Consider the following 12,058-nt stretch of genomic DNA (forward strand, 5'->3'; position numbering starts at 1 on the left):
CCCTTGCTTCGCCGCCGTCATACGCTTTCGTAAGGTTTCAGGAGCCAGGCGCTCAGACATCGGCGATTGTCGTACCTTACCAAACCGTAAGCCGCCGGACAGGCGGAGTTGACCTTCGAGCTTTAGAGCTTTGCGCGACGGCACTCTCTCGCCGTTACAAGACCCATTTTTCCGACACCAACGGGATAACCTGTCATGAAAGCACTTTCCCTCGCTGCCCTTTCACTTATCGCTGCAGTCAATGTTCTTCCTGCAATGGCCAATGCCGCGGAAAATCCGGTTCCGTGCGAAAAGATGCTGAAGGACGTCAACGCTGCTCTCAAGGCCACCAAGGTTGGCGATGCCGACAAGGCCAAGGCTAACGATCTAAGATCTCAGGGTCTCGAGCGCTGCAAGGCCGACGACGATGCCGGCGCCGACGAACTCTTTGCCCAGGCATTGAAAGCTCTCGGCAAGTAGTCGTCCCCCAACATTTCATCCGAGATATCCCCGTCTTCGAGGAGACTATCCATGACGACGCCGGCAGATCGTGCGCCTATGCAGAACAAGGTACCTGAGGTCACATTCGACTTCTGGCTCATAAAGCTGCTTGCCGTGACGGTGGGGGAAACCGCCGCCGACTACATGAACCTGGACCTGGAGCTGGGTCTTTCCACGACGTCATGGATTTTGAGCGGTGTGCTGATCGCCGCGCTTGTCCTGCAATTTGCGCAGAGGAAATACGTCCCCTGGGTCTACTGGGTCGCCGTGGTCCTGATCAGCGTCGTGGGCACGTTGGTCACCGACAATCTGGTCGACAATTTCGGCGTTAGCCTTGAGACGACGACCATCGTCTTCAGCCTCGCGCTGGCTGCCACATTCGCGCTTTGGTATCTCGTCGAGAGGACGCTTTCCATCCATACGATCTTCACGACACGGCGGGAGCTCTTCTACTGGCTTGCCGTGCTGTTCACCTTTGCACTCGGCACCGCTGCCGGCGACCTCGTCGCCGAGGGCTTCAAGCTCGGCTATCTGGCAACGGGCCTCTTGTTTGGCGGCATCATCGCCATCATTGCTCTCGGCTATTATCTGATTGGTCTCAACAGCATCCTGAGTTTCTGGCTCGCCTACATCCTGACACGCCCGGTGGGGGCTTCGCTGGGCGACTTCTTCTCACAACCGGGCCAACACGGCGGCCTCGGTCTCGGCACAACGATGACAAGCTTAATCTTCCTTGCCGGGATCGCCCTGTTGATCGGCTACATGACGCTGATGAAGCCGCGCGGCCAACTCGCCCTCAGTATCAACGAGGCCGCGCCCGATTGAAGTCCTTACCGCCCGGAATCGAAAATGTCGCCGTTGCGCGAATGAAGTGATATCTATCGCCAACGACTTGCCTGGTCGGACTGAGAGACGAAGCGCATGCGCATCCTCGTCGTGGAAGACGATAAGAAAACGGCTGATTACGCGGTCAAAGGTTTTTCGGAAGCCGGGCACACCTGCGACGTCATCGTCGACGGCCGCGATGCGCTTTTCCAGGCAACGCGCTCGCCCTACGACGTGCTGGTGGTGGACCGGATGATTCCGGGCCTCGATGGTTTGTCTATGGTCAAGGCGCTTCGGGCTGCGAATGTGAAGGTCCCGGTTCTGTTCCTGACCTCGATCGGTGGCGTCGACGATCGGGTCGAGGGGCTGGAGGCCGGCGGCGACGACTATCTGGTCAAGCCCTTTGCGTTCTCCGAACTGCTAGCACGCGTTCATGCGCTGGCTCGCCGGCCTCCAGTGCAAGACCAGAAGACCGTCTTGCAGGTGGCCGATCTTGAGCTGGACCTGGTGAAGCGACTGGTGACGCGGCAGGGACAGGCGATCGATCTGCAGCCGCGCGAATTCAGGCTTCTGGAAGTCCTGATGCGCAACGAAGGACGCGTGCTAACGCGCACCATGCTTTTGGAACGGGTGTGGGATTTGCATTTCGATCCGAAGACCAGCGTGGTCGAGACCCACATAAGCCGGCTTCGGGCAAAGATCGACAAGCCTTTTGAAGCGCAGCTTCTCCACACCCTCCGGAACACCGGCTACAGCCTGCATGCGCCGCGTTAGCCTGTTCCGCAGCACGCCGTTCCGCCTTGCAGCGGCGTTCGGCAGCCTGTTTATCCTCGCATTCCTGTCCACCGGCGTCATCGCCTATCAGATCATGAAGGCCGACCTTGCCGCCGGACTGGACAGCACGGCGCGCGAGACATGGTCGGTGGTGGCCGCAACCTATGGCCAAGGCGACCTGGAAGACCTCGTCGGCGCGGTCGAGACCTATGCGCGGCTGACCCAGCCGGAGGACAGGATCTTTGTATTGCTGGATCGGTCCGGCAAGACGCTGGCCGGCAACTTCGCCATGACATCCATGCCGGCAGGCATCACGACATTGCCGGCCGCCGATCTCGGCATACCGGGCGACGGCAGCTACCGTATCGTCTCGGGAAAGGTGGGCGACAACTGGCTGGCCGTTGGCGTCAGCCTTGCCGAAACCGATCACCTCGAGAGGATCGCACTGACCAGCTTCGGTTGGGCGCTCGGCATCATCGTTGCCATTGCCTTCGCCGGCAGTGCCTTGCTCGCCTCCCGCGTTCAACGGCGTCTCGATCGCATCGCCGACACGATGGTCGCCGTCTCCAACGGCAGGCTGGACGCGCGCATCCCCTTGCTTGGCAGCGGTGATGACATCGATGCGGTGTCCAGCCAGATCAATGCTGCGCTGGAACGACTGGCCGCTCTGGTCGAAGGCATGAAGCAGGTCAGCGCAGATATCGCACACGATCTGAAGACGCCACTCAACCGGCTCAAACTGACCATCGAGAGCGCCGTCGACAGCGATGAAAGAGGTGCACCGGTTGCCGATGAGCTGAACGAAGCACGCGCAGAAGTCGACCGCATCAACGAGACCTTCGATGCACTGCTACGCATCGCACAGATCGAGGTCGGTTCGCGCAAGGCCCGCTTCGCGCCGGTTGATCTCAAGGAGGTGGTGGCCTCGATCATTGAGATTTACGCCGACGTGGCGGAGGACGACGGCAAATCCCTGGCCGCCGCTGGCGAACAGCAGCCGGCAAGCCCCGTTTCCGGGGACCGTGAACTTCTAGTGCAGATGTTTGCCAATCTGGTCGAGAATGCCATTCGGCACTGTGGCCGAGGAACGAGGATCGTAATCAAGGTCGAAAATCGTGGCGACAGGGTCGTCATCGAGGTTTCCGACAATGGTCCTGGCATTCCGCCGGCCGAACGGGAGCGGGTTTTTCAACGGCTCTACAGGATCGAGAAGAGCCGGACGACACCAGGCAGCGGCCTCGGCCTCAGCCTGGTGCGCGCCATCAGCGACTTGCATGGGGCAGAGCTTTCGCTCGAGGACAACCGGCCAGGCCTCAGGGTCAGAATTGCTTTCCCAGCGAGGTAGCCATGGAAGGCTCAGCTGAAGGAGCTCACAGCGGTTGCGAACGAACCGGAAACAGAGTTCATTCCGGAGCATGAACGTTGCCCTTCGCGATTCGCCAGAACTGACCGCCCCCGGTGAGGATTATCTTGCCGCATTGAATGCCGAGCAGCGTGCCGCGGTCGAGCATGGGGAAGGCAAGGTCGCCGGGCCGCTGCTGGTCATCGCGGGCGCTGGGTCCGGCAAGACCAACACGCTGGCGCACCGCGTCGCGCATCTGATCGTCAAGGGCGCTGACCCGCGGCGCATTCTGCTGATGACTTTCTCGCGGCGAGCCGCGTCGGAGATGAGAAGCCGCGTAGAGCGTATCGCGGCGCGGGTGATGGGCGACAAGGCCGCGATGTTGACGGAAGGCCTAAGTTGGGCCGGCACCTTTCACGCCGTCGGGGCGCGGCTGTTGCGTGACTATGCGCTGGAGATCGGGCTCGATCCGGCGTTCACCATTCACGACCGCGAGGATTCCGCCGACCTGATGAACCTGGTGCGGCACGAGCTCGGCCTGTCGAAGACCGAAAGCCGCTTTCCAGCCAAGGGAACCTGCCTGGCGATCTACTCGCGCGTGGTCAATGCACGGGCCGAGCTGGAGCCGATCCTTGGCAAGAGCTTCCCATGGTGCATCGGCTGGGCCGAGGAGTTGAAGCAGCTGTTTGCGGCCTATGTCGACGCCAAGCAGGCGCAGAACGTCCTCGACTATGACGACCTGTTGCTCTGGTGGGCGCAGATGTGCGCCGAGCCTGCGATCGCCGAGCATCTCGGCAGCCGCTTCGATCACATCCTTGTCGACGAATATCAGGACACCAATCGCCTGCAGGCTTCGATCCTCCTGGCGCTGAAGCCCGACGGGCGCGGGCTCACGGTTGTGGGCGACGATGCCCAATCGATCTACTCGTTCCGCGCCGCTGAGGTGCGCAACATCCTCGACTTCCCGGGGCATTTTTCGGAGCCTGCCCGCGTCGTCACGCTCGACCGCAACTACCGTTCCACCGATTCGATCCTCGGCGCGGCGAATGCCGTGATCAGCGAAGCGCCAGAGCGCTTCACCAAGAACCTGTGGACCGAGCGACGCTCGGCGGAGAAACCGCTGCTCGTGACCGTACGCGACGAAGCAGAGCAAGCGAACTATGTCGCTGACAAGGTGCTGGAAACGCGCGAGGAGGGCATCGCCCTCAAGCAACAGAGCGTGCTGTTTCGTGCGTCGCATCATTCCGGTCCCCTGGAGATCGAGCTGACCCGCCGCAATATCCCCTTTGTGAAGTTCGGCGGGCTGAAGTTCCTCGACGCTGCTCATGTGAAAGACGTGCTCGCCTTGCTGCGTTTTGCCGAAAACCCGAAGGATCGGGTCGCGGCCTTCCGGGTGATGCAACTCCTCCCCGGCATCGGCCCGTCGGCCGCCGCGGGGGCCATGGAGGCGATGGAGCGGGCGCTCGATCCGGTTCTCGGCCTGCAGCTTTTCCGCGCGCCGGCCCGCGCGAACGCCGACTGGCCGGGCTTCGTCGATCTCTTTTCAGGTCTGCGATCCCGCTCGGAATGGCCTGCTGACCTGGAACGGGTGCGGCTTTGGTATGAACCGCATCTGGAACGGATCCACGAGGAAGCCACGACGAGGCGGGCCGATTTGCTGCAACTGGAACAGATCGCCGCCGGCTACCCCTCGCGCGAGCGTTTCCTCACCGATCTCACCCTCGATCCGCCCTCTGCCACCAGCGACGAAGCCGGGCCGCCGCATCTCGACGAGGACTACCTGATCCTTTCGACCATCCACTCCGCCAAGGGGCAGGAATGGACCAAGGTTTTCGTGCTCAATGGCGTCGACGGCTGCATCCCGAGCGATCTTGCCGTTGGCGAGCGCGAGGATCTGGAGGAAGAACGCAGGCTGCTTTACGTCGCCATGACGCGGGCGAAGGACAGCCTGCACCTGATTACGCCCCAGCGCTTCTTCGTCCACGGTCAGGCGTCACGCGGCGACAAGCACGTCTACGCCTCGCGTACGCGCTTCATTCCCGAGCACATCCTCGACCGATTTACGCGGACATCCTGGCCGCCGCCCTCTCAGGCCGCGAGCAGTCGCGCACCGCAGCCCGACATTCGCGTCGACCTCAAGGCCAAGATGCGCGGCATGTGGCGCTAGGGTCGATTGCCGACCCTCGTCGCCGCGGCAAATTCGCTTGGCCGTGCGGCAATGATTGCGTTTCAAGGCGTCCGCTCGACCCATTGAACCCGCGACGGGCCTGGTTCGAACGGGTCCCCGAAATATTGGGTTTCGCGAGCCACCTGGCCGTCCCGAAACTCCATGATGCTAACCGTGTAAGACGGCTGCCCGTCATAGGTTAGGACGAGTTCAGTGATCCAGAGGTCGCCAGAGCCGAGTATCCGCCGCACCATGAAGCGTTTCTTGTTCGGCTGTGCGAAACGGGATGCCTGAATGTTGTGCCGACCGCGGATGCGCTCCCCCGATTGCGGATACTCGAGCACCGCGTCCTCTCGGTAAATCCGATGCTCCGCCTCGAACTCGTTCGCGTCGGAGGCCGCCCAATGGCGATCGAGAGCAGCTCGAATTTCGCTGTCTTCCATCTCAATCCTCCGCCCATCTTCGGCGCACGCAGCCGGCCTTCATCCTGCAGAGTTTCGCACTGTCGGTTCAACTTTCGGACCGAGCATTGCGGCTAACCGGGGAATGCTGACGATCAGGTGCCAGCGCCATAACGCTCTTAACGGTATCGACTGCCGTGTCTGGCGCCGCAGGACGTTCGTCGGGATCGAATGCGAGCCCAATGACGGCACGCTGGCCCACCGTCGTTGCCACGGGCCAAAAGTCGAAGCGCGAGGACAAAGCCGGGTAGATTCCGGCGCGAACGACAGTCCCCGTCGCCAAGGACGATAGCGTCATGGCAAATGCAACAAGGGTAGCCCACTACAGCCGAAGAATTGGATGGTTCCGAGCTCAAAAGTGGATCGGCAGACAGCAGCGGCGTGTCCGGTTGAAGCTTGGACTTGGCATCAGCCATCGTTTCAACTCCTGCCCAACAATTTGCCGTGGCGCGAAAACAGACCAACTATACACCACTTCCCGTCGTGAGTGAGCCTCTCCTGGCCGATGGCTCGCCGGCTGGCGTTCGGCAGCGAGGAAGTGGAGGCAACGAGCAACTTGCCTTGATGTCGACTTCGGTTCGGAACCGCGAGGGCAGCGGGGGCTATCGACATAGGGTCGGCCAGCGCTATGACTCCAACGAGCTCGGGGCCCAGGGAGGAGACGTGCATGTCGACGGCAATCGCCATTCTCGGCGGCGTCGGGTTGTTCCTGCTCGGCATGGCCGTCATGACCGACGGCCTGAAGGCGCTGGCGGGATCCGCCCTGCGCACCGTCCTCGCCAAGGCGGCGGCCACGCCGCTCTCGGGCGCCTTCTGGGGCGCGGTCGTAACGTTGCTCGTGCAGTCGTCGAGCGCGGTGACGATGACGACGATTGGCCTCGTCAACGCAGGGCTTTTGAGCTTCCCGCAGGGGCTCGGCCTAGTGTTCGGCGCCAATGTCGGCACGACGGGCACGGGCTGGCTCGTGGCGCTGGTGGGGGTGCGCGTTTCGCTTTCGAACTATGCGTTGCCGATGATCTTCATCGGCGCACTGGCCAAGTTGCTGGGGAGCAGGCGGATCGCGGCGGCGGGCGGCGCGCTCGCCGGTTTCGCGCTGGTCCTCTACGGGCTGACGACGCTCCAGCAGGGCATGGGGGGCCTTGCCGAGAGCCTGCATCCGTCTGATCTCCCCGCGGTGCTGGGCGCGCCGGAGGTTGGCTGGGGCGCAGGGACAGTCGGCCTCATGACCCTGATTGTCGTCGGCTTGGCGATGACAGCGGTCATGCAGTCCTCGACGGCTGCCATCGCCGTCACCCTCTCGGCTTTCTACGCCGGGGCAGTGAGCCTGGAGCAGGGCGCGGCGCTGATCATCGGCCAGAATGTCGGGACGGCGACGAGCTCGGCATTGGCAGCGATCGGTGCCAGCGCGACGGCGAAGCGGCTCGCCCTCGCCTATGTGCTGTTCAAGGTGATTGCGGCGCTCATTGCGATAGTAGCCTTTCCGTTCACCGCGGCGCTGATGAAGGCGTTGGCCGCGTCGGTCGACGGGATGACGCTCCTGGCCGCCTATCACACGGCCTACAACGTCGTGGGGGTAGCAGTGCTCCTTCCGGCGACGCAGTGGTTCACCCGCACAGTGGAGCGGCTTGTGCCTTCCAGGCAGACGGCGCTTCAGCGCGCGCTTGATCCAAGCGTGCTCGCCAGTCCGGTGATCGCAGTCGAGACCGCCCGACGTGTCGTGGCTGATGTCCTTGCGACCACTGCCGCCTCGGTGTCCGCGGGACTTTCCGGCAGGCCCGGCCACGTTGCGCACGACACCAAGGCGGCCGCCGCCGCGCTGGAGCAGGTGCGGGATTTTCTATCCGAACTGGAGGAGCCGCCCGAGACCGAGGCCGAACGACACCACTTGACGAGCACGCTGCATGCGCTCGATCGCGCGTCGCGCTTCGTGGAAGTCGTGGCTGATGGCCAGATCCCCCGACCGATGGCCAGAGCCCCCGATGACCTTCGCATCGCCGAACTGTGTGCGCAGGCCATGTGCGCGGCACAGGCGATTGGTCGCTCGATCACGTCGGAGTCCGCGTTGAGTGCGCGGGCCGAACCCATCGGTTGGAGCATTTCTCCCGAGGTCGCCGCAGCGCTCGCTGAGGCAGGGTGTGCGGCAAGGGAACTCGACGCCCTGCAACTGGACCATCGCGCCGTAACCCTTGCTGCGGTCGCGCCAGGAAAGCTGACCGCTACGGATGCCTTCGCACGGATCGACACTGCCCGACGGCTCGACCGGATCGCGCATCATGCCTGGCGTTCGGCCGCGCATCTCCTTGGCCGCGGCGAGCACAACGATCCTGGCCCCGAGGTATCAGCTCACGGAGCCAGCGCTACGAGCCGATGACGCAGTGCCGCGCCTCGGCGAAACCACAACGAGCGGCCGACCTGATCGGTCACATTTAATATCCCGGATAATATCCAGGATAGCACGGGCCGTAATTCGGGTCGCAGTAAGGATACCCGAACCCATAGAAGCCGCCGCCACCACCGTTGTCAAAGTTTCGGTTGTGGAAATGGCGTTCGCCATGGAAGTGGCCCATGTCGTGGGGCCCGTTCATGCCGTGGAAGCCGCCATCGCCGTGGAACCCACCTCCGCCTCCGCCATGCTCGAAACCGCCGCCGCCAAAGCCGCCGCCATGTCCACCGCCGCGGGCGAGCTGCAGGCCGCTAGTCGCGGTGGCGGCCGGCGGAGCAATGCCAGAAGTGTGAACGCTCCCGGCAAGAGCGGGGGCGCCGTAGAGTGCTCCAAGGCTCAGCAATCCTGAGCATGCGAGTATCGAGAGATAGCGTCTCATCGTCTTCTCCAAAGGAAATTGTCCGTAGAGCTCAATGCCTGCGATGATCGTGGATGGAGGGATGGGCCTCTAGGCGATGATCGCGAGGGTTGGCCCCATTTCGGACGTTCCTGGGGGAACGCATGGCGAACACAGATGTTCCACGCTATCAGGCGCCTGATGGTTGAGCAGCAAGGCCCGTTCAAGCCGGGTTAAACGCAACTCGGTGCCAAGTCCGGGCGCTAAATAAGAATAAGTAAGCGATTCTCCGGGCAACAATGTTCGCCCGGTATCGGATGGTAGATGCTAGCGAATTACTCCTAGTGAAATCAAATATTGGCGCAACAGTTGCGTGTCATCCATCGCCTGACGGGCAAATTCCAAGGAGGAAAAATTGCGTCTAGACGTGTCGATTACAAGGAAACCTGCGCTATCACCGAACGACGCCCGACCGCTCTTGCAGCTTACCGCTGATGTTGTGCTCCTAGTGGCCATTCGGTGCCGAGATGGCCGATAGTGGCGCTGACCAGCGGATCGGGAGCCGCATGCGAGATCCCGGCATGCTCTACAATTTGGGCAATTCACTCGGCTTCATCGTCGGACTTGGCGTCGCGCTCGCGGCGAATGTTAGCCACGACGACGAGGCCACGCTGTGGGACCGCGGCATTGCTCATGTTGCGGGAAGCCCAGCGGCGGCGGCACTGACCGCTGCCACCGTCGTGTTTTTCTGGGGCGGCCTCGTCTACACGAAGGCCTGGTCGAACGGCGCTCCGCCCAATCCCAGTCTCAATCGACAAGGCGATCTGCTATCCGGCATCGGCGCAATCCTTCTTGGGACCGGATTGATCATGATGGGCAATCCTTGGCTTGCGGCTTCGGCTGGCGTTCTGCACGCAGCGGGGAAATTCGGCAGTGCCTTGGGCGGTACGGCAATGTGGCAAGGATCCTTCGTCCAAGCCCGCCTTGCCGACCTCTGCAAGGATCTGGTCCTGATAAGCCGGGCGCCCGCAGTCCTCGCAGGTGTGGCTGCACTCTGGCGGGAGCTTGCGCTGCTGGAAAGCATGCAGAGCCTGCTGCTCTCTCTGAGCTTCATGTGCTGTTGCCTGATATGGGCCGTAGCCGATTGGCTGTTGCTGTCCCCGGATGGGTGGGTCAAGCCGGTGGCGGGGCGTCTTGCCGGGAGCATGATCGTGAAGGGCTGACAAACCGCCACAACTTCTTCGAACTATCGGAGCCAATGAATTGTCGGGCCACAACGAGCCCGTGCGCTACCGCTTGACCGATCGACTAGGCCGCGATGCCGGCAAAACGCTTGCGATATTCTGCGGGCGTCACGCCGACATGCCGGGCGAAGGCGCGGCGCAGCGTGTCGGCATCGGCAAAGCCGCAACGGGCTGCAACCTGCTTGGGCGCCTCATTCTCCCGCTCGAGCAGCCGCCGTGCGGCGCCGACACGCGCCTCTTCGACCCAGGTCGCCGGCGTGATGCCGACCTCGCCGCGAAACAGACGCGAGAAGTGCCGTGGGCTCAGATCCATTCGCCTGGCGAGGTTGGCCACGCTATGATCGAGCGCGGGGTTGGCCGCGACCCAGCGCTGAAGCTCCTGAAGCGCGGCCCGACCGGCGGGCACGGCTTCGCCCTTGCGGCTGAACTGCATCTGCCCGCCGGGCCGCTTGAAGAACATCACGAGCTGGCTCGCCACGCGCATGGCGATGTCATGACCGAGATCCTCCTCGACCAGCGCGAGCGCAAGATCGAGCCCGGCCGTCACGCCCGCGGCCGTGCGCAGCGGCCCGTCGCTGACATGGATCGCGTCCTCGTCCACCGTCACGTCCGGAAACTGCCTGGCGAGCTCTTCGGCCACCGCCCAATGCGTGGTCACGCGTCGGCCGTCGAGCAGGCCCGCGGCTGCGAGGAAGAAGGCGCCGCTGCACACCGAACCGTAGCGCCGCGCCATTGGCGCCCGCACCCGTAACCAGTCGATGATGACGCGATCCGCCGGCATCTCGGCTGCGTTCGGGCATCCGGCAACGAGAAGCGTATCGATGGCCTCCTCGAAGTCGCGATCGATGATCCGGTCCGGCATCAGCCGCACACCCGATGAACTGCGGATCGGACCCGGCTCGCCCGCCGCTACGACGAGCCGGTACACCTCATGCCCGACCTGGGCATTGGCCTCGGCGAAGACGTCCAGGGGCCCGGAAACGTCGAGAAGCTGCACGCCCGGCAGCGCCAGCACCACAATTGTTTTGGCCTTCGCACGCATTTTGAGTCCGCCTCGGTCCGGTTTTGTCCGTTTTTCAAGTGTTACGTCGATTGAGGACAAAGTATCCGTTTTCTATCCTGCTGACGAGTAGAAAACGCAGCAGAAAGCCATGTCACTCATCGTCAAAGACGCCGCAGTTCCCGACACCAAACTGGCGCGGGCCATCACCGGGTTCATTCGCGACACCGAAACGGAACTGCTCTTCAATCATTCGAGCCGCGTCTATCATTTCGGCGCTTTGGCGGGCATCCAACGCGACCTCAAGTTCGATCGCGAACTGCTCTATGCCGGCGCGATGTTCCACGACATCGGCCTCATGCCGAGCCACAGCAGTAAGAACGAGCGTTTCGAGGTCGATGGCGCCCATGCCGCCCGCGACTTCTTGAGGAGCCACGGCGTTTCCGAGGAAGACGCCTACACCGTCTGGACCGCGATCGCGCTCCACACCACGCCGGGCGTGCCCGTTCACATGCACCCCGTCGTCGCCCTGGTGACCGCCGGTGTCGAGATGGACGTGCTCGGTCTGACCTATGACCAATATTCCGACGCCGAGCGTGAGGCCGTCGTCAGCGCCTTCCCGCGCACGCCGAAGTTCAAGGAAGACATGATCCAGGCCTTCTACGACGGCATCAAGCACAGGCCGGACACCACTTTTGGCAACGTTAAGGCCGACGTCATCGCCGACAAGGAGCCGCATTTTCATCGCGGCAATTTCTGCAGCGTCATCCGCTGCTCGCACTGGCACGGCTGATCCGGCACAAGCAGTGTCGAACAAAGGGCCGAGATCTAACACCGCTCCTGTCATGCCTTGAGGGCACGGGCGTCGCAGTTGGGCTTGCTGGCGTGTCCAAGACCAAATGGGTATGGCACATGCCTGCAGCAACTTGATTGGCAGCAATTTGCGTCATATATTTTGCCATAAGAAGCTGTCTCTAGATATGAC

11 protein-coding genes are annotated in these 12,058 nt (G+C 62.7%); 8 read left to right on the forward strand and 3 right to left on the reverse strand.

What is annotated here, in order from left to right:
- Positions 1–195: 195 nt before the first annotated feature.
- From M2281_RS26760 to M2281_RS26780, 5 genes are all read left to right on the forward strand, one after another.
- On the forward strand, positions 196–459 hold the full coding sequence (locus M2281_RS26760) for a hypothetical protein (protein WP_280824252.1): 264 nt from the start codon (positions 196–198) through the stop codon (positions 457–459).
- 51 nt (positions 460–510) lie between these two features.
- Positions 511–1,305: a COG4705 family protein gene (locus M2281_RS26765; protein WP_280824253.1), complete on the forward strand. Its 795-nt coding sequence runs from the start codon at positions 511–513 to the stop codon at positions 1,303–1,305.
- Positions 1,306–1,401: 96 nt separating this feature from the next.
- A complete protein-coding gene (locus M2281_RS26770; RefSeq protein WP_280824254.1) occupies positions 1,402–2,079 on the forward strand; it encodes a winged helix-turn-helix domain-containing protein in 678 nt (225 codons plus the stop codon).
- Positions 2,066–3,424, forward strand: a complete 1,359-nt coding sequence (locus tag M2281_RS26775) for a sensor histidine kinase (protein WP_280824255.1) — start codon at positions 2,066–2,068, stop codon at positions 3,422–3,424. The genes M2281_RS26770 and M2281_RS26775 overlap by 14 nt, the downstream gene beginning before the upstream one ends.
- Before the next feature lie 70 nt (positions 3,425–3,494).
- A complete protein-coding gene (locus M2281_RS26780; RefSeq protein WP_280824256.1) occupies positions 3,495–5,588 on the forward strand; it encodes an ATP-dependent helicase in 2,094 nt (697 codons plus the stop codon).
- A gap of 62 nt (positions 5,589–5,650) precedes the next feature.
- Here M2281_RS26780 and M2281_RS26785 read toward each other — a convergent pair whose 3' ends face one another.
- Positions 5,651–6,031 (reverse strand): nuclear transport factor 2 family protein, encoded by a 381-nt coding sequence (locus M2281_RS26785; protein WP_280824257.1) that lies wholly within the window; start codon positions 6,029–6,031, stop codon positions 5,651–5,653.
- A gap of 685 nt (positions 6,032–6,716) precedes the next feature.
- Here M2281_RS26785 and M2281_RS26790 point away from each other — a divergent pair.
- Entirely contained in the window at positions 6,717–8,420 is a 1,704-nt protein-coding gene (locus M2281_RS26790) for a Na/Pi cotransporter family protein (protein ID WP_280824258.1), read from the forward strand.
- A gap of 55 nt (positions 8,421–8,475) precedes the next feature.
- On the opposite strand, the gene M2281_RS26795 is transcribed toward M2281_RS26790, so the two are convergent.
- A complete protein-coding gene (locus M2281_RS26795; protein ID WP_280824259.1) occupies positions 8,476–8,871 on the reverse strand; it encodes a hypothetical protein in 396 nt (131 codons plus the stop codon).
- 539 nt (positions 8,872–9,410) lie between these two features.
- Here M2281_RS26795 and M2281_RS26800 point away from each other — a divergent pair.
- Complete coding sequence (locus M2281_RS26800) at positions 9,411–10,052, forward strand: hypothetical protein (RefSeq protein WP_280824260.1); 642 nt, start codon at positions 9,411–9,413, stop codon at positions 10,050–10,052.
- A gap of 85 nt (positions 10,053–10,137) precedes the next feature.
- Here M2281_RS26800 and M2281_RS26805 read toward each other — a convergent pair whose 3' ends face one another.
- Complete coding sequence (locus tag M2281_RS26805; protein ID WP_280824261.1) at positions 10,138–11,115, reverse strand: GlxA family transcriptional regulator; 978 nt, start codon at positions 11,113–11,115, stop codon at positions 10,138–10,140.
- A 109-nt stretch (positions 11,116–11,224) separates the two neighbouring features.
- On the opposite strand from M2281_RS26805, the gene M2281_RS26810 reads away from it, so the two are divergent.
- Positions 11,225–11,866 (forward strand): HD domain-containing protein, encoded by a 642-nt coding sequence (locus M2281_RS26810; protein WP_280824262.1) that lies wholly within the window; start codon positions 11,225–11,227, stop codon positions 11,864–11,866.
- Positions 11,867–12,058 lie beyond the last annotated feature (192 nt).

The organism is Pseudaminobacter soli (ex Li et al. 2025) (assembly GCF_029892515.1).
In the GTDB taxonomy this organism is placed as follows: domain Bacteria; phylum Pseudomonadota; class Alphaproteobacteria; order Rhizobiales; family Rhizobiaceae; genus Pseudaminobacter; species Pseudaminobacter soli_A.